Origin of the sequence: Arenimonas sp. (assembly GCF_036275555.1) — a bacterium.
Lineage (GTDB): Bacteria > Pseudomonadota > Gammaproteobacteria > Xanthomonadales > Xanthomonadaceae > Arenimonas.
Window position 1 is genome coordinate 130200 of record NZ_DASUDO010000006.1, and the last position, 24958, is coordinate 155157.

A 24958-nucleotide genomic window follows, 5' to 3' on the forward strand; every position below is an offset into this window, starting at 1 on the left:
CGATGGAGGCCCCCGCATGCGCCCCTTCCTGCCCCTCGCCGCCCTGGCTTGCCTGGCCGCCGCGCCCGCGCTCGCCCAGCCCGCCGCCTCGCACGTGGTCGTGCGCGACACGCTGCCGCGGCCGGTCAATATCCGCGTCGCCGAGGCCGACGGCGCCGCCGCGATCGAAGCGCAGCGCATCGCGCTCGAGGCCGCCCGCGCCGACGCCGAGCTGCAGCGGCGCGTGCTGCTGCACCAGCGCAAGATCGGCACGCTCACCGACGCGCAGTATCGCGAAGGCCTGTCCGGCTATGACCGCGCCATCGACGGCTATCGCCAGCTGCGCCCGGGCCAGCGCGTGCGCCCCGACGGCGCCGAGGCCGCGGTGCTGGAAAAACAGATCATTGATTTCACCGCCGCCCGCGACGGCCTCGGCGCGCCCTCGGTGCTCGCCGAGGTGGACACCTTGCGCGGCGACCGCGGCGAAGTGCGGCTGCCCGCCGAGGCGCTGCAATCGTCGCTGGCAGCGAGGCTGGAGCAAGCCCGCGCCGAACTGCCGGACGATGCGCGGCACGCGCCGGCGCGCGCCTATCTCGACGGACTGGAGCGCCGCGCCGCCGAGCAGCTGCCCGCGCTGGCCGACGCCCGCGGCAACGTGGCGCTGGCCGACACCGTCGAAATCATCGAGGAAGTGCAGGTCGCCTACACCATGTCGATGGAATCCTGGCCGGTGATGCTGCGCGTGCGCTCCATCCCCGAGCAGGCCATCGTCGAGCTGCGTGCGCTGGCCTCGGCGCCACTGGCCTTCACCACCGATACCCAGCGCGAGGTCATCCGCGGCTGGTTCGACTACACGGTCAGCAAGGCCGGCTACAAGACCGTCGAGGGCAAGGACCTGAACCTGGTGTGGGCCGAGGGCCTGTTCACCTGCCAGCTCGTGCCCGAGGACTCGCCGCAGGCCCCCCTGCCCTGCAACATCGAATGAGGTCGCCACGATGAACGAACCGGTCCTGCCCGCTCCCCCGCCCGCCACCCGGCGCTGGCTGTCCGCGCTGCTGGCGCTGGCGGTCACGGTGCCGCTGTCGATGGCGCCGCTGCTCGGCAACCTCGAGATCCCGGGGTTCCGGGCGCTGCTGTCGCTGTTCCCGCGCGGGCTGCAGGACACGGCCCTGCCGCTGGCCTCGCTGGCGATGGCACTGGTGGCGGTGAGCGTGCAGTTCTTCTCGCGCGACCGGTTCAGCGGCCGCAAGCTCACGCGCGCGTTCATCGTGCTGGTGGCGGGGCTGTTCCTGCTGCTGCTGGTGCTGGCCTGGCGCCACAACCAGACCGTGGTCGCCATGAAGGTCGGGCCGACCGGTGAGACCGCCAGCTTCGTGGTGGCGGCCCAGCGCAGCGCCACCTGCCCCTGCCCCGCCGGCAGCGGCGACGCTGAGTGCATCCAGCGCCTGGGCCTGGACGGCTCCCGCCTGCCGGTGTGCTGGGACGAACGCGAGGTGCGCGGCAACGGCTTCGTGCTGCTGCTGCTTTACGTGCTGCTGATGTCGGGCCTGGGCGCGCTGGTCGGGCTGCTGGTGATGACGCGCACGCAGCCGCGGCCGCGTGCGCGCAAGCCGCGCGGTCAGTAGCCGCGGGCGATGTCCACCCTGTTCAGAAGCGGCTCGCCGGCGGCGTAGCGGCGCAGGTTCTCGGTGACCAGCAGCCACAGGCGTGCATCCTCGCGGTCGGAATCGCCGGCGATGTGCGGGGTGATGATCACGTTCTCCATCGCCCACAGCGGGTGCCCGGGCGGCAGCGGCTCCGGATCCGTCACGTCCAGGCCGGCGCCGCCCAGCTGGCCGCTGCGCAGCGCCGCCACCAGGTCGTCCTGTACGACGCTGCGGCCGCGGGCGATGTTGATGAAGTAGCCGCCGGGCTTCATCGCCGCGAAGAAGCGCGCGTCGAAGATGCCGGTCGTGGCGGGCGTGATCGGCGCGGCGTTCACCACCACGTCGGCCTCGGCGGCCAGCGCCAGCAGTTCGTCGGGCAGGCCGACGCGGGCGACGTAGTCGGGGCCTTCGCGGCTGGAATTCCGGGTGGCGATGACGCGCATGCCCAGGCCGTGGCCGCGCCACGCCACCTCGGTGCCGATGCCGCCCAGGCCCACCACCAGCAGCGTGCGTCCCTTGAGCTCGCGCGCGCGGCCGAAGCCCTCGCGATTCCACTCGCCGGCCTGCTGGTAGCGCCCGTACTGCGGCAGGCCGCGGGCCAGCGACATCATCATGGCGATGGCGTGCTCGGCGATCGGCGGGCCGCTGGTGCGCTGGCCATTGGTCAGCACGACGCCGCGCGCGGCCAGTCCCTCCACCGCGACGCAGCGCTCGACGCCCACCGGGTAGGACTGGAACCAGTGCAGCCGCGGCGCCGCGAGCAGCGTCGGGTCGCAGGCGCCGAAGACCGCGGTGGCGGTGGCGAGCTGTTTGGCCAGGGCGGTCGGGTCGTCGCTGGCGGCGACGATGGCCGCGCCCGGCGCGGCGCGCTGCAGCGCCGCCAGGCGCTCCGCATCGGCGCGCAGCACCAGGACGCGGGGCGTGGCGGACCAGCCCGGCAGGTCGCGCGACGCGACCGCACCCTCGCGCAGGCCCAGCTCCCGGATCATCGCCGCGGCCGCCGGGTCGGGCGGGGGTGGCTTGGCCTGGGTGGCGCTGCCGAGCAGCGAGGTGAGCAGGACGAGGCAAGCGGCGAACTGGACGTGGGCGGACATGGATTTCCCCTGGTGGTGTCCCGGCCGGGCGTTCGGCGGGGACCAGCGTACTCCCCGGGCGGCGCAATGACCGGGTCCCGGGGCCGCGTTACGATGGCGGCCCGCCCATCAAGGCCCCGCGAACGCGCATGGACCCCATCCTTTCGATCCGCGGCATCGGCAAGACCTATGCCTCGGGCCATGTCGCCCTCAAGTCGGTCGACCTCGACATCCACCGCGGCGAGATCTTCGCCCTGCTCGGCCCCAACGGCGCCGGCAAGACCACGCTGATCAGCATCATCTGCGGCATCGTCAACGCCAGCCGGGGCAGCGTGCTGGCCGACGGCTTCGACATCGTCGGCGAGTTCCGGCAGGCGCGCTCGCGCATCGGGCTGGTGCCGCAGGAGCTCAGCACCGACGCCTTCGAGACCGTGTGGGCCACGGTGCGGCTCAGCCGCGGCCTGTTCGGCAAGCCGCGCGACGATGCCCACCTGGAGAAGGTGCTGCGATCGCTGAGCCTGTGGGACAAGAAGGACAGCAAGATCATGGCGCTCTCGGGCGGCATGAAGCGGCGCGTGCTGATCGCCAAGGCGCTGGCGCACGAGCCGCGCATCCTGTTCCTGGACGAGCCCACCGCCGGCGTGGACGTCGAGCTGCGCCGCGACATGTGGAACCTGGTGCGCGGGCTGCGCGACCAGGGCGTCACCATCATCCTCACCACGCACTACATCGAGGAGGCCGAGGAAATGGCCGATCGCATCGGCGTGATCAACCACGGCGAGCTGGTGGTGGTGGAGGACAAGCACGTGCTGATGCGCAAGCTGGGCAAGAAGCAGCTGGCGCTGCAGCTGCAGCAGCCGCTGGCCGCGATCCCGGCCGAGCTGGCGGCGCTTCCGCTGGAACTTTCGGAGGATGGCTTGACCCTCACCTACACCTTCGACGTGCAGGGCGAGCGCACCGGCATCGCCACGCTGCTGCGCAAGCTGGCCGACCACGGCATCGACTTCCGCGACCTGCATTCGAGCGAGAGCTCGCTCGAGGAGATCTTCGTGAACCTGGTGTCCGGCCGCGGCAAGGGAGGCCAGGCATGAACTGGTATGCCGTCAAGGCCATCTACCGCTTCGAGATGGCGCGCACCTTCCGCACGCTGGGCGAATCGATCATCTCGCCGGTGCTTACGACCTCGCTGTACTTCATCGTGTTCGGCGCCGCGATCGGCGCGCGCATGGGCGAGGTGGGCGGTGTCAGCTACGGCGCCTTCATCATCCCCGGACTGATCATGCTGTCGCTGCTCAACGAGTCGATCTCGAACGCGGCCTTCGGCATCTACATGCCCAAGTGGGCCGGCACCATCTTCGAGCTGCTGTCGGCGCCGGTGGGCTGGGGCGAGGCGGTGCTCGGCTACGTCGGCGCCGCGGCCAGCAAGTCGGTGATGCTGGGGCTGCTGATCCTGGTGACGGCGCGCTTCTTCGTGGACTACGAGATCGCGAATCCGCTGGCGATGATCCTGTTCCTGTTGCTCACGGCGGTGAGCTTCAGCCTGTTCGGTTTCATCATCGGGCTCTGGGCCACCGACTTCCAGAAGCTGCAGGTGATCCCGCTGATGGTGATGACGCCGCTGACCTTCCTGGGCGGCGCGTTCTACTCGATCGACATGCTGCCGCCGGTGTGGCAGAAGATCGCGCTGCTCAACCCGGTGGTGTACCTGATCAGCGGCTTCCGCTGGAGCTTCTTCGGGCGGTCGGACGTGAACGTGGTGGTGAGCTTCGCCGCCATCTGCGGCTTCCTGGCGCTGTGCCTTCTGGCGGTGTGGTGGATCTTCCGCACCGGGTGGCGGCTCAAGAGCTGAGCCGCGAAGCGCCGGGCTCAGGTGCCGCAGAAGGTGTGGGTGACGCGCTGCTCCGGCGCCGGTGGCGCCATGAACGGTGCCTGCGCCGGGCCGTCGTCGAACGGACGCCGCACCGCGGCAAGCAGCGCCTCGAATGGCGCCAGGTCGCCGGCCGCCGCGGCCGCCAGCGCGGCCTCGACGAGATGGTTACGCGGGATCACCGCCGGGTTGGCGGCATCCATCACGGCGACGCGCGCGGCGACATCGCCCGGCTCGCGGCCCAGCCGTTCGCGCCAGCGCGCCAGCCACGCGTCCATGCCGGGTGATTTGGGCAGGGCGGCTTGTTCGCCGCGGGCGACGCCCGACAGCGCGCGGTACGCCAGCGTGTAGTCGGCTTCCACCGCCTGCAGGGCCTCGAGGAAATCCTGCGCCAGCGCCTCGTCACCATCCTCTTCGGTGGACAGGCCCAGCTTGCGGCGCTGGCCGGCGAGCCAATGCTCCCGGTAGGCGGGCGCGAAGGCCTCGATCGCGGCGCGCGCCATCGCCACCGCCTGCTCGCCGTCGGCGTCGATCAGCGGCAGCAGGCACTCGGCCAGCCGCGCCAGGTTCCACTGCGCGATGCCCGGCTGGTTGCCGAAGGCATAGCGGCCGCGGCGGTCGATCGAGCTGAAGGTCTTGGCGGGGTGGTATTCGTCGAGGAACGCGCAGGGGCCGTAGTCGATCGTCTCGCCGGACACCGCCATGTTGTCGGTGTTCATCACGCCATGCACGAAGCCGACCTGCATCCAGGCGGCCACCAGCCGCGCCTGCGCCTGCACCACCGCTTCGAGCAGGGCCAGCGGCGGATTGTCGTGGTCGGCCAGCGCCGGGTAGTGGCGCGCGAGCACGAAGCCGACCAGCGCACGCACCGCCGCGTGCTCTTCGCGCGCGGCGAAGAACTGGAAGGTGCCTACGCGGACGTGGCTGGCCGCGATGCGGGTGAGCACCGCGCCGGGCAGCGCGCCGTCGCGGAACACCGCCTCGCCGGTCGCCACCGCCGCCAGCGCGCGCGTGGTCGGCACGCCCAGCGCGTGCATCGCCTCGCTGACCAGGAATTCGCGCAGCACCGGGCCAATGGCCGCGCGGCCGTCGCCATTGCGCGAGAAAGGCGTCGGGCCGGCGCCCTTGAGCTGCACGTCGAAGCGCCGTCCCTGCGGATCGGTCACTTCGCCGAGCAGGATCGCGCGGCCATCGCCGAGCTGCGGCACGAAGTGCCCGAACTGATGGCCGGCGTAGGCCATCGCGATCGGGCGCGCCTGCGGGGGCGGTGCATTGCCGGAAAACATCGCGGCGGCGCGCGCCTCTAGCGCGGGGTCGAGGCCGAGCGCCCCGGCCAGCGCCGCGTTCCAGGCCAGCAGCCGCGGCGCGGCCACCGGCGTGGGCTCGACGGCCGACCAGAAGGTCGGCGGCAGGGCGGCGTAGCTGTGCTGCAGCTGCATCAGGACTTCGGGACCTGCACCTTGGGGGCGTCCACGAAGGGCCGGATGCCGAACTCGGGATAGATCTCGGCCGGGTAGTAGACGACGCCGTCCTTCACCACGGCGCGGATGCGCTTGATCTCGCGCAGGTCGCGGGTCGGGTCGCCGGGCACGAGGAAGAAATCGGCCAGCTTGCCGCGCGCGACCGAGCCGGTGGACTGGTCCTGGCCGAGGTACTTCGCCATGTCGTACGTGGCCAGCTTCAGCACTTCCGCCGGGGTGTAGCCGAGCTGGCCGAACAGCTCGAGCTCGCGGTGGAAGTTGAACGAGCCGCCGAGGTCGGTGCCGGGCACGATCAGCACGCCGCGCGCCTTCATCTGGCGCAGCGTGTCCATGATCTTGCCGTAGGCCAGGCGATAGGCCTCGGCATCGCCGGGCGCCGACATGTCGGACCAGGCGCGCTTGCTGTCGCGCTGCACGCCCACGGGCAGGTTGTCGATCACGTCCACGGAACCCGCGGGCACCTCGCCGTCCTGGTTGAGCAACAGGTTCTCGTGGATGGCGATGGTGGGCTCGACCGCGACGCCCTTGGCGACGATGTTGTCGAGCGTCTTCTGCACCGGCGCCGAGTCCAGGTCCAGCGTGGCCAGGCGCTTGAGCGCGGTCAGGCGCAGCAGCGTGCGGGTGTCTTCCTCGGGCGACAGCACCCAGCCGAGCATGATCTGGTTGATGTGGGTGAGCTCGTCGTAGCCCGCATCCACCATCGCATCGGCGTTGGAGAACGCCGGCACGTGGCCGGCGACGCGCAGGCCCAACCGGTGCGCCTCGGCCGCGGCGGCCTTCGACCACTCGGGCTTCATGCTGTTGTAGAGCTTGACCTGGTGGTAGCCGCGCGCCGCGTAGAAGCGCACCGCCTCCAGCGCCTCGGCCTCGCTCGCGACCAGGTAGCCATTGTTCGAATTGAACGGGCTGCGGCCCTCGATGAAGCCGCTGCGATGCACGCGCGGGCCGGCGATGCGGCCGGCCTCGATGCTGGCCACGAGGTCGTCGAGCACGGCGTTGTTGTTGCCCATGTCGCGCACGGTGGTGATGCCGGCGGCGATGTTGAGGATGGCGCCGCCCTGCCCGGTGTGCGAGTGCATCTCGTGCAGGCCGGCGACCAGGGTGCCGCCCTCGCCGTCGATGCGCACCTCGCCCGGCGAGGGCTTGGCGTCGAGCGGCTGGATGCCGGCGATGTGGCGGCCGTGCACCACCACGCTCACGGGCTCGGAAAGCTTGAGCGTGGCCGGGTCGAAGACACGCACGTCGTGGAAGCGGACCGGCGCACCGTACCGGTGCGCGGTGCGCGCCTGCAGCGCCACCAGCCGGGCCTCGCCGAGGTCGGCGGCGAGCTTGCGCAGCCGTTCTTCCTCGGCCTCGTAGCCCTTGCGGACCACCACGCTGCCCGGCGAAGCGACGGCGAACATCCCGCCGCGCTCGTCCAGCAGCACGTACTCCGGGTTGAGCTCGAGGCCGGAGAGCGCGTAGGTGCGCACGGTGATGCGCTCCTTGCCCATGCCCACCTGCAGCGGCTCGCCCGGCACCAGGCTCACTTCGCCGGCGGGCAGGGCCGCGATGCGGCGGTCGGCGTCGTCCAGCAGCACGCGCGCGTAAAGGCCCAGCGACCACGGGCTGGCCGACTGGCCGATGTAGAGCGCCGGCGCCGACAGCGCCTGCTTGCCCGGGCCCACGGCGTCCTTCCACGCGGCCTCGCCGTCCGCCAGCGTGAAGGATTCGTCCACCTTGCTGCCGAACGTGGTGCTGCCGGTGATCGTCCACGCCACCGGCAGGCCGTCGGCGCCCAGCGTGAGCTGTTCGGCGATGGTGGGGCCGCGGCCGTTGTTCTTGACGTCGTAGTCGATGCTGACGCGGTCGCCCTCGCGGGTGGCGACCAGGTGGCCGACGGTGTTTCCGCCGGTGATGACGGTGAACTGCTCGGCCCCGTCGGCGGCGACGGCCGCGTTCGACAGCAGGCAAAGGGCGGCGACGGCGAACCAACGCATGGCGTGCTTCCTGTTTCCCCTGGGATGCGGCCACTGTCGGTCATGCGGGCGGCCGATTCAAGCGGGGCCCGGACCGTGAATTTTTTCAGCGGCGTGGGAATCGATTTCCCCTCGGGATGCGCCCGGACCCCTGATTCCACGGGTTTTTTGGCTTGGCAAGCTTCGTGCAGTGCTTTGCCTGCCACGCGAACTTCCTCGCGCCATGGAGCCCACCGCCATGCAGAACACGCTGACCGTCCACGACTCCCCGCCCGCCGCCCCCCTGCTGCCGTCCGCCGAAGGCCTCGAGCGTGCGCTGCGGGACGTGCTGTCCCTGGAGTCCGCCTTCGTCGCCAAGTTCCTGCCCTACCAGGACATGACCCGGCTGCCGCCCGGCTACGCGGGCTTCGCCAAATGGCACTTCCGCCGCCTGCACGACGACAGCCTGGCCTGGAAGGACGTGGCGCCCGCCTACGCGCTGGCCTGCCTGTCGCACTCGGCCTACGGCACCGCCATGGATCCGAGCGTGGAGTGGGAGCTGGAGCTGCAGTGGGGCGACCTCAAGTCGCTGTCGCGGCTCGACTGGAGCACGGCCCGCCGCCTGATCATGGACGCCTGGACCTACCTGTCGGGCAACAAGGCCCTGCCGGAAGGGCTGGACGAAGCCATCGAAGCCCGCAATGCCGCCGCCGAGGCCGCCGACGCCTACGTCGAGGAAGACGAGGACGGCCTGCGCGTCGACCTGGAGCTGGTGCCGGCCTACGTGGTGCTGCGCGAATCCATGGCCGGCCGGCGCCCGCAGGATTGGCGCACGCGCGGCCAGGCGCGCTGGCTGTCGAGCGACGTGAACGTGCTGTCGCTGGCGATGAGCCCGGCGCTTGCGGTGCTGGACGCCGTGAGCCTCTACAGCTTCGTCGACGAGGAAGGCCGGCTGCTGGTGCGCATGGCCTTCCCGCCGAACCTGCTGCGCACGCTGGACACGGGCACCAAGACCCGGCGCGCGCTGGACCGCGACCTGCGCGAGCGCATCGAGCGCTGGCGGGTGGAGCAGCACTCGGCCCTGCTGCGGGTTCCGAGCGCGCTGTGCCCGGGCGAGTTCAACCTGCTGGCCAATCCGGAACACCCGGACTTCCCGCTGCTGCAGCGCATGGACGCGGTGCCGCTGGACATGGACCGCCGGCGCCGCAGCCACTGAGGCGCGGCGTGATCAGGGCGGCGGCGGTGGGAACAGCCGCCGCATCTGGTCCAGGCACCCCACCGCGTCGGATTCCATCTGGTCGAGGATGGGTTCGATGTCGGTGCGGTCCTCGCAGCGCAGGCCCAGCACCCCGGCATTCATGAACAGCGAGTTGAGGTGGTTGCGGAGCTGGTGTTCGACCTCGACCACGGTGGTGCCGGGAAGCGTCACCCAGGCGCGGCCACCCTTCGCGGGCGGCGCATCGAGGAAGGGGCGCAGCGCCGCCAGGTAATCCGCCAGCACCAGCCGGTCGTGCAGCGTCAGCGCGGCCGGGTCGCGCATCCGCAGGCACAGCACCGCCGACGATCCCGGAGCCGAACCCATGTCGAGGTCGAATTCCACGCACTGCCTGCCGCCCGCCGCCGCGGCGCTGGGCGACACCAGCTCGATGTCCTCGCAGCCCTTGGCCTCGAGCCAGGACAGCATGGGCGGCGGAAACAGGAAGCCCATCTCAGGCGTGGTTTCCATTCGAGGCCTCCGCATCCAGATCCCCCGCCCCCAGCGCATCCTCGGGCGGCAGCGACGCGGCCTTGTAGCTGCTGAGCCGGTTGTAGATGGTCTTGGTGGTGATGCCCAGCACCTGCGCCGCCTTGGCCTTGTTGTTGTCGAAGTAGGCCAGGGTCTTGAACAGCATGCGCCGCTCGATCTCGTGCATCGGCGTGCCGACCACGAAGGTGATGGTGCTGGCGGTCTCGGCCACGGGGCGCATGTCGTCCACCGGCAGGCTGGGCGTGACGCGGTCGGACTCGGCCAGGATGTAGGCGCGCTGGATGATGTTCTTGAGCTCGCGGATGTTGCCGGGCCAGCGGTAGCGCTGCAGCAGGTCGGCGCCCTCGCGGGTCAGCACGCGGCGGGTGCCGTAGCGGTCGTTGAGCCGCTTCAGGAACAGGTTGGCGATCGGCAGGATGTCCGCGGGCCGGTCGCGCAGCGGCGGCAGCGCCATCGGGAATTCGGCCAGGCGGTAGTAGAGGTCTTCGCGCAGCCGGCCCGAGTCGATGGCATCGACGTGCGGCCGGTTGGTGGCCGAGACGATGCGCACGTCCACCGCGATGTCCTCGCTGCCGCCGACGCGGCGGATCTGCCGCGTCTCGAGGGCGCGCAGCAGATGCACCTGCAGGTGCACGGGCATCTCGCTGAGCTCGTCGAGGAAGAGCGTGCCGCCCTCGGCCTGCTCGAACAGCCCGACGTGGCGCGAAGCGGCGCCGGTGAAGCTGCCGCGCTCATGCCCGAACAGCTGGCTGGTGAGCAGGTCGGCCGGCACCGCGCCGCAGTTGATCGCGACGAAGGCGCCCTTGCGCCCGCTCTCGGCGTGGATGGCGGCGGCCACCAGCTCCTTGCCGACGCCGCTTTCGCCCTCGATAAACACCGAGGCGTCGGTGGGCGCGACGCGGCGAACCTGCTGGCGCACGGCATCCATCGCGGCCGACGGGCCGGCGATGCCGTGCCAGGGATCGCCCAGCGCGGGCTCCGGCGCGGGCAGCCGCGGCGCGGCGGCCTGCAGCAGCTGCCGGAAGCGCGCGACCTGCATCGGCTTGACCACGTAATCCACGATCGGCAGGTGCATCGCCTTGAGCGCGGACTCGACCGTGGGATTGCCGGTGATCAGGATCACCTGGGTGCGGCCGCCGAGGTCGACGTGCTCAAGCAGTTCGAGGCCGGAGCCATCGGGCAACGAAAGATCCACCAGGGCGACGTCGAAGGCGGTTTCGCGGATGCGGGCCAGCGCCTGTGCGACGGAGCCGGCGATGACGACATCGAAATCCAGTGCGCGGGCGATCTCGGCAGCGGCCCTGACGAAACCCACGTCGTCGTCAACGATAAGCAAAGCGGCACGGTCAACCATGATGTCCACCCCCCCGAGTGGCAGTCTTTGCCAAGACTAACCGGTGGAATGGGCCCGTGTTCACGGATTTTCCCGGCCCGCCCCGGATTACAACGCAGTGAAAGTTCTTCCCGCCACCCCTCGCGTTGGCACCGTCCTTGCCATGCACAAACCACCCCCCAGGAGCCCGCCATGCGCACGCCCACCGCCACCCTGCCCGAACTGGTCGAAGCCCTGAACGACGGCATGGGTTACCTCTATCTCGCCGCCGAGCGCAGCCACCATCCCGCGCGCGTGCAGCTGTTCCACCGCATCCGGCGGCTGAAAGCCGACATCGCGGCTGACCTTGCCAGCGGCTGTGTCGGGCCGATGCACCCGGTGCCCGAGGACGGCAGCTGGCTGGCCGCCTGGCGCGACGCCTGCAGGGGCCTCCCGGCCACCCTCGCCCACGGCCCCGACCGCGCGATGCTCACCGCGCTCGATGCGCAGGAGCTGCGCCTGCTGCGGGCCTTCCGCGACGCCATCGGCAAGGACCAGCCGCCGGCGCTGCGCGAACTCGCCGCCACCCACCTGCCCGAGGTCGAGGAGGCGCGCGACCAGCTGCACGAACTCAAGTCCGGCACCGAAAACGCCTTCCTCGCCCGCAAGCGCCATGCGGGCGGCGTGGCGGGCCGGCTGCTGCTTCGGCCGGCCGATCCCGGAGCGGGCCGCGGGGCCTGATTCCGCGGGCGTGCGGGGCCGGCCGCGGCAAAGCCGGGCCCCGCCGCGGGGACGCAGGGAATAAAACCCCTGCCCCGGACGTAGTGCTTGTGGAGAGGCCGCGGGTTCCCGCGGTTGGACCGGTTATTCCAACCCTCGATACAAGGACACGACCATGAAGCACCCCGCCCTTGCCACCTCCCTCGCCCTGCTGCTGGTCCCCGGCCTCGCGGTCGCCGACGGCGAATTCACGCTTTCGACCGGCGCCAGCCACAGCACCGGCACCTACGGCGGCGACATCACCACCGACATCAGCACCTTGGCAGTGACCGCGCGGTACGACGCCGAACGCTGGAACCTGAGCGCCAGCCTGCCGTGGCTGCGCGTTTCGGGTGACCCGAACGTGCTGCCGGGCACCGGTCCGGTGCTCAACCTCAATCCGCTGGGGCGCGGCCGGCTCGGATTGGTGCTCGATGAACCGCAGGACGACTTCGGCAGCCGCCGTGGCACCGCCTCCGGCGCCGGCGACGTGACGCTGCGCGCCGGCTATGCCCTTGCCTCGACGGGACCGGTGCTGGCCGAACTCAGCACCACGGTGAAGCTCGCCACGGCCGACGAGGACAAGGGACTGGGCACCGGCGCCAACGACTATGGCGTGGCGCTGGATGTGTCCCGCGAGTGGGATCGCGCCAGTGTGTTCGGCGGCGTGAGCTACACCCGGCTCGGCGATACCGACTTCATCGCCGCCGCGGACGTGCTCGGCGCGAACCTCGGCACTGGCTGGCGCGCCGGCCGCGGCCAGCTCGGCCTGGTCTACGACTTCCGCGAGTCGGCCTCGAGCAGCTTCGACGACCGCAGCGAGGTCACCGGCTACTACAGCGTCAACACCGCCCGCGGGAATCCATTCCAGGTCTACGTGCTCGCCGGCCTCAGCGAAGGCAGCCCCGACTGGGGTACCGGCGTGAGCTACGGCTGGAAGTTCTGAGCCGCCTGCGGGGGCAGGCAAGCAACGGGGTCAGGTTCCGAACCTGACCCCGTCCTTCTCGGACTCCAGCAGCGTGAGGACGGGCGCGAAGCCACCGCCCGGGGTGCGGAAATTGGTGGTCTGGCCCTGGTACATGCGCGCGGCGAACAGCAGCGGGTGGCCTTGGTAGGCGTAGGCGCGGAGGTCGATCTTCAGCGGCGCGTCGCAAGCGCCCCGGTGGCGCTGGCTGGGCGGCACCAGCGCCTGCGCGACGTAATGGGTGCCGGTCATCTGCTGCCAGGTCTTGTGCGTGAGCTTGTCGCCTCGGTAGCTGGCGCGGCTGCCAAAGCCACCGGCGGGCTTGAAGAACAGCTGCTTGCGGCGCTGCCAGAGGTCGTCGCGATTGGCGTCGGTCATCACCTCCGTGCGCGGGATGCCTTCGGCCAAGCGGTCGATGTCGGCGGCGGCGATACCCGCGGCCTGCAGCCAGCGGCGATCGCCAAGCAGCGCCAGGTTACGCTTGTCGGCGTAGAGCGCGTGGCTCCAGGGGTGCGGACTCAGCGCCACGGCGCGATCGACATAAGCGGCGCGCAGCGCGGCCGACGCGGGCTCGGCCAGGGCGAAATCGGTGCAGCGGTTGTAGACGAAACCGATGGCCTGGTTGTCGACCTGCAGCGCGCCATCGCGGTAGTCCAACTCCGCCGGATCACGGATCACCGCGTCGATGCCGCGGGCGCGCAGGCGGTCGCGGAACAGCACGAACTCCGGATACAGGTACTGCTGGCGCGGCGCCTCGTCGACGATGGCCAGCAGGCCGCGGCGACCGGCGGGCGCCTGCGCGTCCCACTCGGCCAGCAGCACGTCCACCGCCGCTTCGGCGACGTCGCCTTCGGCCACCGCCGGCGCGGTCAGCGTCGGCAGGCACAGCTGCTGCGCCTCGACCAGCAGCGCGTTGATCAGCACGCCGCCCGGGTTGGTGTTGATCTCGATCAGCCGCGGGCCGTCGGGGCCGAGATGGAAGTCGAAGCCCAGCAGGCCGCCCGGCGAGCCGGGGTCGACATACGCGGTGTCCGGCGTGCGCTCGCGCACCGCACGACGAAAGGATTCGGAGGCCGCCACGCGCTCGATCGCTTCGATCAACGCCGTCATCGCCCGCACCTGCGCCGCCGGCACGAACACCGGCAGCGCGGCGAACAGGTGCGCATGGGTCTCGGCCAGCGGCGCGGACGCTCCGTGCGCGGCAAGCACCTTCTCCAGCTGCGCGCGCAGCTCGGCCGGATCCACCGCCAGGCAGAAGCAGGCGCGATGCAGGTCGTCGGCGGAGAGCGGCGCGGTGCAGCCGATGCCGCAGATGCGGGACAGCGCCTCGGCGGTCAGGCCCTTGGTCCGCTCCGCCTCCCCGCCTTTCGTTGGCGACTGCACCTGTTCCGCTCCCGGTTTGGAATCGGCGCCAGTATGCCAGCGCGCGTCCTCGGGCGAGCCTTCCCGGACCGGCGTATCAGCGGGGCGACGGCCTCGGGCCGGCGGGACGGTTGGCGCGCTCTTCGCGGAAGGGCGCAGCGAGGAATGGCACCAGCATCGGCACGCGCTGGCGGTAGGCCAGGTAGCGATCCCCCAGCTGGCGCGCGAGGTCGCGCTCCTCGAAGCGGATGGCAACCAGGATGTAAGCGGTCAACGCCCCCGCGAACAGCGCATGACCCACCGTCATCGTGGGCCCGCCCCACAGCGCGAGGATGAAACCGAGGTACAGCGGGTGGCGCACGAGGCGGTAGAAGAGTGGCGTCACGAACTGATGGTCGCGGTCGGCGCGACCCACGAACTGCTGCCAGACCTGGCGCAGGCCGAACAGGTCGAAATGGTCGATCAGGAAGGTGGACAGCAGCACGAGGCCGAAGCCACCCGCGAACACCGCCCAGCCGATGGCCTGCCCCACCGGCGTCGCCGCCGACCACAGCAGGCCGGGCAGCGGACGCCACTGCCAGAACAGCAGCATCAGCACGAGGCTGGCCAGCAGCACGTACACGCTGCGTTCGGCCGAGGCCGGTAGCCGCTGCCTGAGCCAGGCCTTGAAACCGAGCCGCGCCATCACGCTGTGCTGCAGGCCGAACACCAGCACCAGGCCCAGGTTGACCAGCACGGCCGTGGCCATCGGCGTCGGCTGGCCGCCGAGGTCGACCGAACGCGGCACCAGCGCCGGCAACCGCGGTAGCCATTCCGCCAGCGCGGTGGCCTGCAGGTTGCCGGTGAAGGCAATCAGGTAGAGGAAGGTGGCGAAGAAGATCGCGTAGGTCACAAGGCCGAACAGCAGGATCGCGCTTCGCTTCATGGCACGCACTCGCAGGGGGACTGCCGCGAACGCTACGCCCGGGCCCGCCCCCTGCCATGGGGCGGGTGTCCCGATGGCCGGCAGGCGCTCGCCTATTCCCGGGACAATTGTCCCGATTGTTAAGGCGCGCCGCCCGCCGAAGAACCGCGCACCATCGCCTGCCCCCGGTTGGCGACGCCCAGTTTCCGGTAAAGGTTGGAGAGGTGGTTGCGCACGGTCTTCTCGCTGATCAGCAGGCGTCGCCCGATGTCGGCATTGCCCAGGCCCCGGCACAGCAGGTGCAGCACCTCGCGCTCGCGACGGCTGAGCGCTTCCTCGCCCGCCGCCGGTCGCCCGCCCGGCGCGATGCCCGCGAAGTCCAGCACCGCGCGCTGGAACACCGCCCAGGCCGCCTCGTGCCCAAGCAGCACGTGGTTGCGCGACTCGAGCTCGACGAACTCGGCACCGGGAATGCCCGCGGCCAGCCGGCGACCTTCGTCGAACGGCACCACCTCGTCCTCGCGCGCGTGCAGCACCAGCGTCGGCACCCGCACCTGCGGCAGCAGCTCGGAGATGTCGGTGAAGGCGCGCACCGACAACAGCTTCACCGCCATCTCCGGCGAACAGGTCTTGCGGCACAGGTCGTTGTACCAGTCGAGCTGCTCGTGCGTGCCGCCCGGCAGGAAGCGCGCGGTGAAGGCCTGCCGGAACACCGGGTTGTCGCTGCCCCAGCCCAGCCGCACCATCTCCACGACGGCGCGGTAGTGCTCGGCGTCACGCTCGCTGCGCCTGGCCCAGCCGCGCGCATAGCTGCCGTAGAGGATCAGGTGCGACACCCGCTCGGGGTGCCGGATGGCATAGCGGATAGCCGCCGCGCCGCCCTGCGAGATGCCCAGCAGGACCAGCGGCGCGCGCGGTTTCGCGGCCTCGACCACGGTTTCCAGGTCGGAAAGCCAGTGCGTTTCCGCGACGTCGTCGACCTCGCGGTCCGACAGCCCGCAGCCGCGCTCGTCGAAGCGCAGCAGGTCGAAATGGGTGGAGAAGAAACGCAGCCAGTGCCGCCAGACCGGGCTGTCGACGTCGTCGCGCAGGTGGGTCATCCAGTTCGCGGCCTTGACGAGCGACGGCCCGGTGCCGGTGCGCGTCCAGGCCAGGTGCACGCCGTCGGCGGTGCGCACGAGATGGATGGACTGGCGCATCCGGTGGCGGGGCTTCAGCGGTGCTGGTCGAGCAGGATCGGATTGCCGTCGGGATCGACCACGATGCAGTGGCCGCGGCCGGTGGTGGATTCGTCCACCTCCGTCACCGGCGTGATGCCGCGGGCCTTGAGCTGGCGCTGCAGCTCGCGCACGTCGGTGAAGGGGTCGACGTTCTGGCCGTTGTTGTCCCAGCCCGGATTGAAGCAGAGCATGTTCTTCTCGAACATGCCCTGGAACAGGCCGATCACGGTGTCGCCGTTCTTCAGGATCATCCAGCCGTGCTGCGACTGGTCGTGGAAGGCGGTGAAGCCCAGCGCCTCGTAGAACTTGCGCGAGGCGTGGATGTCCTTGACCGCGAGGCTGACCGAGAAATTGCCGAGGTTCATGGCGTGGCTCCCTGGCCGCGCGGCGGCCGGCTCTGCGGGAGTGTGCCAGTTTTCAATCCGTCGACGTAGCCGCCTTCATCGCCGCCGCCAGCGCCGCGTCCAGCTCGCCTGCGCGCGCCACGGCCGGGTGCGCCGCCACGCGCGCCATGTAGTCGGTGATGGCCGGCAGCTTGGGCACGATGCCGAAGCCGGTGGTCCAGGTGAAGGCGGTGCCCCAGAGCAGGTCGGCGGCGGTCAGCGTGTCGCCCACCAGGTAGCTGCCGCGCGAAAGCTGCGCCACCAGCACGTCGATCACGGTCTGGTAATCGCGGTACGGCGAAGCGCTGGGTTCCAGCGGGGCGCGTTGGTAAGCGTGGTCCACCAGCGCCGGCTCAAAGCAGGCCCCGTAAAAGGCCAGCCAGCGCAGGTAGGGCCCGCGCAGCGGATGGTCGAAGGCCGGCGCCAAGCCGGCCTCGGGGAAGCGATCGGCGAGGTAGATCGTGATGGCCACCTGCTCGGTGACCACCGCATCGCCATGCACGAGGGTGGGCAGCTTGCCCAGCGGATTGATCGCCAGGAATTCCGGCGTGCGGGTCTGGCCCGTGGCGAAATCGAGCGGGACCACCGTGTAGTCCACGCCCAGCGCCTCGAGCAGCACGCGCGCGCTGGCGGAGCGGGACTGCGGGTTGTGGTAGAGCGTGAGCGTCGTCATGGCGGAACCCCGGTAAGCGGAAAGTGTCGCCACGGTATCGGAGATTGCGGACAGTTACTGTCCTCGATACGCTCGGCGCATGCTGTCCACCTCCGCCCGCCTGCTCCGCCTCGCCAGCCTGCTGCAGTCGCGGCGGCACTGGCCCGGCGCGGCGCTGGCCGAGGCGCTGGGCGTGGAGTCGCGCACCCTGCGGCGCGACATCGACCGATTGCGCGAACTGGGGTATCCGGTGGAGGCGTCGTCGGGCGTCGGCGGCGGCTACGCGATGGGCCGCGGCGCGGCGCTGCCGCCGTTGCTGCTCGATGACGAGGAGGCCGTGGCGCTGGCGATCGCGCTGCGCGCCGCGGGCGCCACCGTCGGCGGCATGGAGGCCACCGCGCTGCAGCTGGTGGGCAAGCTCGACCAGCTGATGCCCGCCCGCCTGCAGCGTCGCGCCAGCGCCCTGCATGCCGTGACACTGTCGCTGCGCACGGGCGAGCCGCTGGTGGATGCCGGCCGCCTCAGCGCCCTGGCCGCCGCCTGTCGCGATGGCCGCGCCCTGCACTTCCACTACCGCAAGCACGCCGGCGACACCGACGCGCGCCACGTGCAGCCGCAGCGGCTCGCCAACTACGGCCGGCGCTGGTACCTGGTGGCCTGGGACGTGGACCGCGCCGACTGGCGCACCTTCCGCATCGACCGCATCGAGGGCGCCCTCGAGCCGGGCGAAGCGTTCCCGCCCCGTCCCTTGCCCGCGGATGTGGCCGCGCGCCTCGAGCGCGGCATCGCCTATGCGCCGTTCGCCTGCCGCGTCACGCTGCGGCTCGCGGGAAGCGCGGAGGAACTGCAGGCCGCGCTGCCGCTGTGGTGCGGCGTGGTCGAGCCTTTGACCGACACGCACAGCTTGCTTCACATGGGCGCCGAGACGCCGGAAGGCTTGCTGGCCCAGGTGCTGATGATCGACCGCGAGGTGGAATGGGTGGGCGGCAATGTGCCGGCTGCGTCGTTCGCGCGGGTGCTGGGGCGGTTGTCTTCGTTGTTCTCCGGCGTCCGGGAAGAGGTGACCGCGTGAAGTGGCGGTACGTGTGCATCACATTGCTGGTCGTGGCCACCGCGCCGGCGTGCGTGCCGGCGATCAACGCACTGGGCGGCGCCCTGGCCCCTGCGATGGGCCTGCCGTCCGGCGGCCACGCGCGGCTGGCCTGGGACCTGGGCTGGCTGCTGCTGTCGGCGTTCGCGACCGTCTGGCTGCCTGCGCGCTGGTCGCCGCTGTGGCCGCGTGGGTTGGCGGTTGGCCTGGCGGGTCTGTGGATGGGCGCGGCCGCTTGGGCCGCCTGGAACATGGGATCCGATTTCGCAGCGTGGTTTGTCGTGGCCGTACTGGTCGGGGTGCCGATCGTTGTGTGTGCCGCCGCGTGGCTGGGCGGTAGCCGCCGAAAGCGTTAGGCCGCAATGGTTGGCGCCGAGACCAACTCGTCAGGCGGCGACGTCGACGTAGTTGACGAGCACGCTCGGCTGCGGAATAGGTTGGCCGTCCTCGCGAATACCCGCCAGGTGCATCTCGATGGCCGAACGCATGCGCTGCCCGACCTCCTCCACCGTGTCACCCAATGCAACGCAGCCCGGCAGGTCGGGCGCCCAGGCGCCGTAGTTGTTGTCGGTCTTGTCGATGACGATGGCGTAGCGCATGGCGTTCACTTTTTCAGCCCAGCCTGCATCAGGATAGTGCCTGATTTCGCTGACCTTCGGGGGCATGGGCCGGTTCCTGCTTGAACCGGCCCAGCCTCCCTTCCCCGGAGCCTCCGGGGCATCCGTGTTCGACGCGCAACCGCGTCCGAACTTACGCCGCGCGAAGCAGCGCCACCTTCGGGAAATCCACCGGCACGTCCAGCGCCACGTTGATGTAGTTGGTGAAAAGGTTCAGCGCGATGTGCGCGAGCAGCTCGACGATGCCTTCGTCGTCGAAGCCGGCGTTGCGCAGGGCCTGCACATCATCGGCGCCGACCGCCGCGCGGTGCTCGACCACCTTCAGCGCGAACGCGAGCGCGGCGGCGGTCTGCGGGTCATCGCTGTGGCCGGACTGGGCGGCGGCCATCGCCTCGGCGCTGGCGCCGGCCTTGCGGCCGAGCGCGGTGTGCGCGGCCAGGCAGTACTCGCAGACGTTGCGGTTGGCGATGGCCACCGCGACCTGCTCGCCCAGCTTCGCCGGCAGCTTGCCGCCGCCGAGCGCGCCGAAGGCGGACCACATCTGCTGCAGCGCGGCCGGCGAGTTGGCCACGGCGCGGAACATGTTCGGGGTGGCGCCGAACGCCCCCTGGACCTGGGCCAGCAGCGGCTGGCTGGCGGCGGGGGCAGTGGCGGCAGTGTGCAGGGGGACGCGGGACATGGGGTTCTCCGTAAGGGGTAGCGCGGATTGCGCCAGCACAGGATCGGGCCTAGGCTCGGTTCCTTGGTGACGAATCGTCCCGATTACTTGATGGAGCGTCCGAAATGGCCGTCGACCGCCTGCAGGGCCTGCTGAGCCGCTTCTCGGTCAGCGCCCGCCTCTTCCACAGCGGACCGCTGTGCGGCATCACCGACTTCGCCGAGAACGGCCAGGGGCAACTCCACCTGGTGCGGCGCGGCCCGCTGGAGGTCCACCACGCCGGTGAAGTGGTGCATGTCACCGAACCCAGTCTGCTGTTCTACCCGCGCCCGCTGGCGCACCGCTTCGTCAGCGATGCCCAAGTGGGCGCCGACATGGCCTGCGCGAACCTGGCCTTCGGCGGGGCGGTGTCTGTCAGCGTGGGCGGCGGGGCCACCCATCCCATCGCGCGCTCGCTTCCGCGGTTTGTGTGCCTGCCGTTGGCCGAACTGCCCGGCGCCGCAAGTGTGCTCGAGGTACTTTTCGACGAAGCCTTCGCCCAGCGCTGCGGAAGGCAGATTTTGCTGGATCGGTTGTTTGACGCGGTGCTAGTGCTGCTATTGCGACACCTGCTCGACAGTGGCCATCTCACCGACGGGCCGTTGGCGGGGCTGGGCCACCCGCAGTTAGCGAAAGCGATCGTAGCGATGCACGACGAACCGACTACGGCGTGGACGCTGGAGAGCCTGGCCACGCGCGCCGGCATGTCGCGCAGCCGCTTCGCCGAAGTGTTTGCGCAGGTGGTAGGCGAAACGCCCGCGGCTTACCTCGCACAGTACCGCATGACGCTGGCGCAGCAGGCGCTGCTGCGCGGCGACGGGCTGGAGCGAGTGGCGCAACTTGTGGGGTATGGGAGCGGTCCCGCACTATCCAGAGCCTTCACGGCAAACTTCGGCTTCTCACCAAGTGAATGGCGGCGAAAAATCGCTCTCAATCATCAGGCCACCCTTCGTTCGGCGCGTAAAAATGTAGTTTAAGAGCCAGAACATAATTGCTCAGCACTAGACGCTAGCGACCCGCACCGAGGAACAAAAATGTCAGATAAAGTCGCCAAAGCACACCCTTTTCTAATGCACTACACAACCTCAGAGGGGCTAAAGGGAATCGTCGAAAGCGGTAGCCTGTGGGCATCCAACGCCAAGTTCCTCAACGACTCAGAGGAGACAGTTCACTACCTCAATACTCGCCTTCCCGAATTTGTGAGGGAAGTTGCCGAAGACTTTATAAAGGACTGCAAAATCGACCGGACCAAGTCAGCGGCTATTAATAAGCTTGGCGGATCAGAAGCATTGGTTGCGAGAGCTACAAGCTTGCTTGTCGATCACCTTAAAGCAAGGACTCTGCAGTACATCGACCCCTACATTCTTTCCCTTTCTTCGCCTGCAAGTGAGTTGATCTCAAGGAACGGCCTTCTCAGCCAGTGGCGAGCCTATGGAAGTGATGGCGGCTATGCTATCAAGATCAATACGGAAAAATTTTGGTCACTCCTCCGGGAGGAAGAGAAGAAATTTCACTACCAACACTTGGAGTGGGGAGATGTCTTTTACTATGGTGCTAGCCATCCGCAAGCAGCCAGCGACGACGCACGGAAAGCAGAAGCTGTGTTACGAGAAGAGGTGTACCGAATGATAGAAACCGGGACACCAAGAAACCACATGAATATTTACTTCTCGCTAACGACACTATCGTGCCTAAGCAAGCACTGGGGCTTCTTTGAAGAGCAAGAAGTCAGAGTTGTTGCAATACCGCAGAGAGATGCATCGGATATCATTAACACCGACTCGAACGGAAAGACTCAGAAACTGATCCACCATCGAACGAAAGGTGGAACCGTAATTCCATACATTGCGATTACTGGAGATCGAGGAGAGAGAGGCCGCCTTCCGATTGAGTCTGTGATTGTCGGCCCTCACAAAGACAAGGACATGCGTAAGCTGTCGGCGGAAACGCTGCTTAGGGAAAACGGCTATGACGTTCCCGTCATCGTATCTGCGATCCCCTATCTCGGCAGCTAGATAAAGCATACAAAACGTATATAGTTTTATTCCAGAGCGAGGCGACACGTTAGGAGGCGCAATGGCAGCCCATCCAACCGCAAAATTCTTCCGCCGTGGCATGAGCGCCAGACGCTAATTAGGCCTCGTAGATCGGGCTATATAGGGAGTCGACTGAATGGTTAAGACATGGTCTCGCGGTGAGGGGCAAGACGCGACCTGCGATGTTTGTGCATCGGTCTATTCCGTCACCATCCATCGATTCCCTCATAGGGACAAAGACTCCTTTTCATGCAGCGTTTGCGGCGAGCTGATGCGAGAGTGGAACGATACCGCCAGCCCCAGCTTTGCGCTCAAACACCGCGGCACACCGCTTCCTGGGCGCGGCGCATAACTAGTCATTCAAGCCGACGCCTACGGCGCAGCTTAACCAGGGCGTTATACCGCTGTCGGATTGGATCGCTCGTTATCGATCTTGTACTGCTTGATCGCCCGCGCCACATCCTTCCCGTTCATCTTCCCCTCCGCCGCCAGCGCCGCGATCGCCGCGTGGGCGATGTAGTACCGGTCGACCTCAAAGAAGCGGCGCAGGTTCGCGCGGGTGTCGGAGCGCCCGAAGCCGTCAGTGCCCAGCACCGTGTACTTCATCGGCACGAAGGCGCGAATCTGGTCGGCGAAGGCGCGCACGTAGTCGGTTGCGGCGATGGCCGGGCCCTGGCGGCCTTCCAGGCATTCGGTGACGTAGGCCTTGCGCGGGGTCTTGGCCTCGGGGTTGAGGCGGTTCCAGCGTTCGACGTCGAAGCCGTCGCGGCGCAGCTCGGTGAAGCTGGGGCAGCTCCAGATGTCGGCGGTGACGCCGAAGTCCTTGTCCAGCAGCTCGGCCGCGGCGATGGCTTCGCGCAGGATGGTGCCCGAGCCCAGCAGCTGCACGCGCAGCTCGCCCTTCTTGGGCTTGCCGGCGTCCTTCAGCAGGTACATCCCCTTGAGGATGCCCTCGGCCGCGCCCTCCGGCATGTCCGGGTGCGGGTAGTTTTCGTTCATCAAGGTCAGGTAGTAGTACTCGTCCACCTGGTCCTCGAGCATGCGCTGCATGCCGTGCTGCAGGATCACCGCCACTTCGAAGCCGAAGGTCGGGTCATACGCCTTGCAGTTCGGAATCGCGCCGGCGAGCAAATGCGAGTGGCCGTCTTCGTGCTGCAGGCCTTCGCCGTTCAGCGTGGTGCGGCCGGCGGTGGCGCCGAGCAGGAAGCCGCGGGCGCGCATGTCGGCGGCCTGCCAGGCGCTGTCGCCGATGCGCTGGAAGCCGAACATCGAGTAATAGATGTAGAACGGCAGCATCGGCTGGTCGGACGAGGAATAGCTCGTCGCCGCGGCCATCCACGAGCTGAAGGCGCCGGCTTCGGTGATGCCCTCTTCCAGCACCTGGCCGGCCTGGTCCTCGCGGTAGTACATCAGCTGGTCGGCATCCACCGGCTTGTACTTCTGGCCGTGCGGGGCGTAGATGCCGATCTGGCGGAACAGACCCTCCATGCCGAAGGTGCGCGCCTCGTCGGCCACGATCGGCACGCAGCGCGGGCCCACCTGCTTGTCGCGCAGCACGATGTTCAGCGCCTGCACGAAGCTCATGGTGGTGGAGTTCTCGCGGTCGCCGGTGCTCTTGAGCAGGCGCTCGAACACTTCGAGCTTCGGCGCGGTCAGCGCCTGCGAGGTCTTGCGGCGGCGCTGCGGCAGGAACCCGCCCAGCTTCTCGCGGCGCGACTTCATGTACTCCACTTCCGGCGACTTCTCGCCCGGGTGGTAGAAGGGCACGTCGGCCAGCTTGTCGTCGCTGATGGGGATCTGGAAGCGGTCGCGGAAGGCCTTCACCGCGCTGTCGTCGAGCTTCTTGGTCTGGTGGGTCGGGTTCAGCGACTCGCCCCAGCTGCCCATGCCGTAACCCTTCACGGTCTTGGCCAGGATCACGGTGGGCTGGCCCTTGTGGTTCACGGCGCTGTGGTAGGCGGCGTACACCTTGTGCGGGTCGTGGCCGCCGCGGTTCAGGCGGGTGATGTCCTGGTCGCTTAGGTTGCTCACCAGCTGCAGCGTCTGCGGCGTCTTGCCGAAGAAGTTCTCGCGCGTGTAGGCGCCGCCGAAGGCCTTGCAGTTCTGGTACTCGCCGTCGACGGTGTCCATCATCACTTTCTTGAGCGAGCCGTCGGTGTCGCGCGCCAGCAGCGGATCCCAGTAGCTGCCCCACACCAGCTTGAGCACGTTCCAGCCGGCGCCGCGGAAGCTGCCCTCCAGCTCCTGGATGATCTTGCCGTTGCCGCGCACCGGGCCGTCCAGGCGCTGCAGGTTGCAATTGATGACGAAGATGAGGTTATCGAGGCCCTCGCGGCCGGCCACGCCGATCGCGCCCAGGCTCTCGGGCTCGTCCGTCTCGCCGTCGCCCAGGAAGCACCAAACCTTGCGGTCGCTCGGCGCGATCAGGCCGCGGTGCTCGAGGTACTTCAGGAAGCGCGCCTGGTAGATGGCGCTGATCGGGCCCAGGCCCATGCTCACGGTCGGGGTCTGCCAGTAGTCCGGCATCAGCCACGGGTGCGGGTAGCTGGAGATGCCCTTGCCGTCCACTTCCATGCGGAAGTGGTTGAGCTGGTCCTCGCTGATGCGGCCTTCCAGGAAGCTGCGGGCGTAGATGCCCGGCGAGCTGTGGCCCTGGATGTAGAGGATGTCGCCCGGGTGGTCGGCCGAGGGCGCGCGCCAGAAGTGGTTGAAGCCCACGTCGTACAGCGTGGCGCCGGACGCGAAGCTCGCGATGTGGCCGCCCAGGTCGCCGGGCTTGCGGTTGGCCTTCACCACCATGGCCATGGCGTTCCAGCGGATGATGCTGCGGATGCGCCATTCCAGCGTGGCGTCGCCGTCGTGCTTGGCTTCCAGGTGCGGCGGGATGGTGTTGATGTACTGGGTGGTGGGCTGGAACGGCAGCTGGCCGCCGGCGCGGCGGGTCAGCTCGACCATGCGCTCGAGCAGGTGGTGGGCGCGCTCGGGGCCGTCGGCGTCCAGCACGGCCTTCATGGACTCGATCCACTCGCGGGTCTCGATGGGGTCGAGGTCGTTTTCCAGTACGTCGGTCAGCCAGTTCATTCCGTCTTCCTGAGGCCGGCGGTCGGGCGCGGCCGGTCCGTTTTAGAGTCAAGGCTCGGGAGTTTACCGCAGGGGGCCGGCCCGACGCCCCCGTATGCACCCGGGGCTCACCTCCGGAGGCTATGCTGTCCGGGCCCTGCCCCCGAGGGGA

24 protein-coding genes are annotated in these 24958 nt (G+C 69.2%); 11 read left to right on the plus strand and 13 right to left on the minus strand.

Features of this window, described 5'->3' with window-relative positions:
* The first annotated feature begins 16 nt into the window (after positions 1–16).
* Positions 17–964, plus strand: a complete 948-nt coding sequence (locus tag VFV21_RS01580; protein ID WP_329667786.1) for a hypothetical protein — start codon at positions 17–19, stop codon at positions 962–964.
* A gap of 10 nt (positions 965–974) precedes the next feature.
* Positions 975–1604 carry a hypothetical protein gene (locus VFV21_RS01585; protein WP_034210084.1) on the plus strand — a complete coding sequence of 210 codons (630 nt, stop codon included), beginning with the start codon at positions 975–977 and terminating at the stop codon, positions 1602–1604.
* On the opposite strand, the gene VFV21_RS01590 is transcribed toward VFV21_RS01585, so the two are convergent.
* Entirely contained in the window at positions 1598–2719 is a 1122-nt protein-coding gene (locus VFV21_RS01590) for a D-2-hydroxyacid dehydrogenase (protein ID WP_052575003.1), read from the minus strand. The two genes, VFV21_RS01585 and VFV21_RS01590, sit on opposite strands and share 7 nt — an antisense overlap.
* A gap of 128 nt (positions 2720–2847) precedes the next feature.
* On the opposite strand from VFV21_RS01590, the gene VFV21_RS01595 reads away from it, so the two are divergent.
* Together VFV21_RS01595 and VFV21_RS01600 are read left to right on the plus strand one after the other, a co-directional pair.
* Entirely contained in the window at positions 2848–3789 is a 942-nt protein-coding gene (locus VFV21_RS01595) for an ABC transporter ATP-binding protein (RefSeq protein ID WP_034210085.1), read from the plus strand.
* On the plus strand, positions 3786–4547 hold the full coding sequence (locus VFV21_RS01600) for an ABC transporter permease (RefSeq protein WP_329667787.1): 762 nt from the start codon (positions 3786–3788) through the stop codon (positions 4545–4547). Before VFV21_RS01595 ends, VFV21_RS01600 begins: the two co-directional genes overlap by 4 nt.
* 17 nt (positions 4548–4564) lie before the next feature.
* Here the strand turns inward: VFV21_RS01600 and VFV21_RS01605 are convergent, their stop codons facing one another.
* The gene (locus VFV21_RS01605; protein ID WP_329667788.1) at positions 4565–6004 is read right to left on the minus strand and encodes a protein adenylyltransferase SelO; all 1440 of its coding nucleotides are present in this window, start codon (positions 6002–6004) and stop codon (positions 4565–4567) included.
* Entirely contained in the window at positions 6004–8025 is a 2022-nt protein-coding gene (locus tag VFV21_RS01610; RefSeq protein ID WP_329667789.1) for an amidohydrolase family protein, read from the minus strand. The genes VFV21_RS01605 and VFV21_RS01610 overlap by 1 nt, the downstream gene beginning before the upstream one ends.
* A 202-nt stretch (positions 8026–8227) precedes the next feature.
* On the opposite strand from VFV21_RS01610, the gene VFV21_RS01615 reads away from it, so the two are divergent.
* Positions 8228–9199: an RES family NAD+ phosphorylase gene (locus VFV21_RS01615; RefSeq protein WP_329667790.1), complete on the plus strand. Its 972-nt coding sequence runs from the start codon at positions 8228–8230 to the stop codon at positions 9197–9199.
* Positions 9200–9211: 12 nt separating this feature from the next.
* Here VFV21_RS01615 and VFV21_RS01620 read toward each other — a convergent pair whose 3' ends face one another.
* Positions 9212–9709 carry a hypothetical protein gene (locus VFV21_RS01620; protein WP_156968851.1) on the minus strand — a complete coding sequence of 166 codons (498 nt, stop codon included), beginning with the start codon at positions 9707–9709 and terminating at the stop codon, positions 9212–9214.
* Complete coding sequence (locus tag VFV21_RS01625) at positions 9693–11084, minus strand: sigma-54 dependent transcriptional regulator (RefSeq protein ID WP_329667791.1); 1392 nt, start codon at positions 11082–11084, stop codon at positions 9693–9695. Before VFV21_RS01625 ends, VFV21_RS01620 begins: the two co-directional genes overlap by 17 nt.
* 171 nt (positions 11085–11255) lie before the next feature.
* Between VFV21_RS01625 and VFV21_RS01630 the strand changes: the two genes are divergently transcribed.
* Positions 11256–11783 (plus strand): hypothetical protein, encoded by a 528-nt coding sequence (locus VFV21_RS01630; RefSeq protein ID WP_329667792.1) that lies wholly within the window; start codon positions 11256–11258, stop codon positions 11781–11783.
* Positions 11784–11937: 154 nt separating this feature from the next.
* On the plus strand, positions 11938–12747 hold the full coding sequence (locus VFV21_RS01635) for a transporter (RefSeq protein ID WP_329667793.1): 810 nt from the start codon (positions 11938–11940) through the stop codon (positions 12745–12747).
* 30 nt (positions 12748–12777) lie between these two features.
* Here the strand turns inward: VFV21_RS01635 and VFV21_RS01640 are convergent, their stop codons facing one another.
* From VFV21_RS01640 to VFV21_RS01660, 5 genes are all read right to left on the minus strand, one after another.
* Positions 12778–14148: a hypothetical protein gene (locus VFV21_RS01640; RefSeq protein WP_329667794.1), complete on the minus strand. Its 1371-nt coding sequence runs from the start codon at positions 14146–14148 to the stop codon at positions 12778–12780.
* Positions 14149–14224: 76 nt separating this feature from the next.
* A complete protein-coding gene (gene mddA, locus VFV21_RS01645; RefSeq protein WP_329667795.1) occupies positions 14225–15052 on the minus strand; it encodes a methanethiol S-methyltransferase in 828 nt (275 codons plus the stop codon).
* A gap of 119 nt (positions 15053–15171) precedes the next feature.
* Positions 15172–16230: an alpha/beta fold hydrolase gene (locus tag VFV21_RS01650; protein WP_329667796.1), complete on the minus strand. Its 1059-nt coding sequence runs from the start codon at positions 16228–16230 to the stop codon at positions 15172–15174.
* Between the two features lie 14 nt (positions 16231–16244).
* Positions 16245–16616, minus strand: coding sequence for a VOC family protein (locus VFV21_RS01655; protein WP_329667797.1), 372 nt, complete (start codon positions 16614–16616; stop codon positions 16245–16247).
* A gap of 52 nt (positions 16617–16668) precedes the next feature.
* A complete protein-coding gene (locus VFV21_RS01660; protein ID WP_329667798.1) occupies positions 16669–17307 on the minus strand; it encodes a glutathione S-transferase family protein in 639 nt (212 codons plus the stop codon).
* Positions 17308–17386: 79 nt separating this feature from the next.
* Here VFV21_RS01660 and VFV21_RS01665 point away from each other — a divergent pair, with 79 nt between their 5' ends.
* On the plus strand, positions 17387–18358 hold the full coding sequence (locus VFV21_RS01665) for a YafY family protein (RefSeq protein WP_329667799.1): 972 nt from the start codon (positions 17387–17389) through the stop codon (positions 18356–18358).
* Positions 18355–18732 carry a hypothetical protein gene (locus VFV21_RS01670; RefSeq protein ID WP_329667800.1) on the plus strand — a complete coding sequence of 126 codons (378 nt, stop codon included), beginning with the start codon at positions 18355–18357 and terminating at the stop codon, positions 18730–18732. The genes VFV21_RS01665 and VFV21_RS01670 overlap by 4 nt, the downstream gene beginning before the upstream one ends.
* 30 nt (positions 18733–18762) lie before the next feature.
* Here the strand turns inward: VFV21_RS01670 and VFV21_RS01675 are convergent, their stop codons facing one another.
* Positions 18763–19041 (minus strand): type II toxin-antitoxin system HicB family antitoxin, encoded by a 279-nt coding sequence (locus VFV21_RS01675; RefSeq protein WP_329667801.1) that lies wholly within the window; start codon positions 19039–19041, stop codon positions 18763–18765.
* Between the two features lie 85 nt (positions 19042–19126).
* Positions 19127–19672 (minus strand): peroxidase-related enzyme, encoded by a 546-nt coding sequence (locus VFV21_RS01680; protein ID WP_329667802.1) that lies wholly within the window; start codon positions 19670–19672, stop codon positions 19127–19129.
* Positions 19673–19776: 104 nt separating this feature from the next.
* Between VFV21_RS01680 and VFV21_RS01685 the strand changes: the two genes are divergently transcribed.
* Positions 19777–20667, plus strand: a complete 891-nt coding sequence (locus VFV21_RS01685; protein ID WP_329667803.1) for an AraC family transcriptional regulator — start codon at positions 19777–19779, stop codon at positions 20665–20667.
* Between the two features lie 57 nt (positions 20668–20724).
* Positions 20725–21705 carry a DUF2971 domain-containing protein gene (locus VFV21_RS01690; protein WP_329667804.1) on the plus strand — a complete coding sequence of 327 codons (981 nt, stop codon included), beginning with the start codon at positions 20725–20727 and terminating at the stop codon, positions 21703–21705.
* A gap of 417 nt (positions 21706–22122) precedes the next feature.
* On the opposite strand, the gene aceE is transcribed toward VFV21_RS01690, so the two are convergent.
* Positions 22123–24807, minus strand: coding sequence for a pyruvate dehydrogenase (acetyl-transferring), homodimeric type (gene aceE / locus VFV21_RS01695; RefSeq protein ID WP_329667805.1), 2685 nt, complete (start codon positions 24805–24807; stop codon positions 22123–22125).
* Positions 24808–24958: the final 151 nt, after the last annotated feature.

Excerpts from the sequence above, each read along its gene's own strand:
- VFV21_RS01665 (WP_329667799.1), top strand. The coding sequence starts at position 17,387 with ATGCTGTCCACCTCCGCCCGCCTGCTCCGCCTCGCCAGCCTGCTGCAG.
- VFV21_RS01590 (WP_052575003.1), bottom strand. The coding sequence starts at position 2,719 with ATGTCCGCCCACGTCCAGTTCGCCGCTTGCCTCGTCCTGCTCACCTCG.
- VFV21_RS01660 (WP_329667798.1), bottom strand. The coding sequence starts at position 17,307 with ATGACGACGCTCACGCTCTACCACAACCCGCAGTCCCGCTCCGCCAGC.
- VFV21_RS01580 (WP_329667786.1), top strand. The coding sequence starts at position 17 with ATGCGCCCCTTCCTGCCCCTCGCCGCCCTGGCTTGCCTGGCCGCCGCG.
- mddA (WP_329667795.1), bottom strand. The coding sequence starts at position 15,052 with ATGAAGCGAAGCGCGATCCTGCTGTTCGGCCTTGTGACCTACGCGATC.
- VFV21_RS01600 (WP_329667787.1), top strand. The coding sequence starts at position 3,786 with ATGAACTGGTATGCCGTCAAGGCCATCTACCGCTTCGAGATGGCGCGC.
- VFV21_RS01620 (WP_156968851.1), bottom strand. The coding sequence starts at position 9,709 with ATGGAAACCACGCCTGAGATGGGCTTCCTGTTTCCGCCGCCCATGCTG.
- VFV21_RS01650 (WP_329667796.1), bottom strand. The coding sequence starts at position 16,230 with ATGCGCCAGTCCATCCATCTCGTGCGCACCGCCGACGGCGTGCACCTG.
- VFV21_RS01675 (WP_329667801.1), bottom strand. The coding sequence starts at position 19,041 with ATGCCCCCGAAGGTCAGCGAAATCAGGCACTATCCTGATGCAGGCTGG.
- VFV21_RS01690 (WP_329667804.1), top strand. The coding sequence starts at position 20,725 with ATGTCAGATAAAGTCGCCAAAGCACACCCTTTTCTAATGCACTACACA.
- VFV21_RS01685 (WP_329667803.1), top strand. The coding sequence starts at position 19,777 with ATGGCCGTCGACCGCCTGCAGGGCCTGCTGAGCCGCTTCTCGGTCAGC.
- VFV21_RS01625 (WP_329667791.1), bottom strand. The coding sequence starts at position 11,084 with ATGGTTGACCGTGCCGCTTTGCTTATCGTTGACGACGACGTGGGTTTC.
- VFV21_RS01630 (WP_329667792.1), top strand. The coding sequence starts at position 11,256 with ATGCGCACGCCCACCGCCACCCTGCCCGAACTGGTCGAAGCCCTGAAC.
- VFV21_RS01635 (WP_329667793.1), top strand. The coding sequence starts at position 11,938 with ATGAAGCACCCCGCCCTTGCCACCTCCCTCGCCCTGCTGCTGGTCCCC.
- VFV21_RS01610 (WP_329667789.1), bottom strand. The coding sequence starts at position 8,025 with ATGCGTTGGTTCGCCGTCGCCGCCCTTTGCCTGCTGTCGAACGCGGCC.
- VFV21_RS01585 (WP_034210084.1), top strand. The coding sequence starts at position 975 with ATGAACGAACCGGTCCTGCCCGCTCCCCCGCCCGCCACCCGGCGCTGG.
- VFV21_RS01655 (WP_329667797.1), bottom strand. The coding sequence starts at position 16,616 with ATGAACCTCGGCAATTTCTCGGTCAGCCTCGCGGTCAAGGACATCCAC.
- VFV21_RS01595 (WP_034210085.1), top strand. The coding sequence starts at position 2,848 with ATGGACCCCATCCTTTCGATCCGCGGCATCGGCAAGACCTATGCCTCG.
- VFV21_RS01615 (WP_329667790.1), top strand. The coding sequence starts at position 8,228 with ATGGAGCCCACCGCCATGCAGAACACGCTGACCGTCCACGACTCCCCG.
- aceE (WP_329667805.1), bottom strand. The coding sequence starts at position 24,807 with ATGAACTGGCTGACCGACGTACTGGAAAACGACCTCGACCCCATCGAG.
- VFV21_RS01680 (WP_329667802.1), bottom strand. The coding sequence starts at position 19,672 with ATGTCCCGCGTCCCCCTGCACACTGCCGCCACTGCCCCCGCCGCCAGC.
- VFV21_RS01605 (WP_329667788.1), bottom strand. The coding sequence starts at position 6,004 with ATGCAGCTGCAGCACAGCTACGCCGCCCTGCCGCCGACCTTCTGGTCG.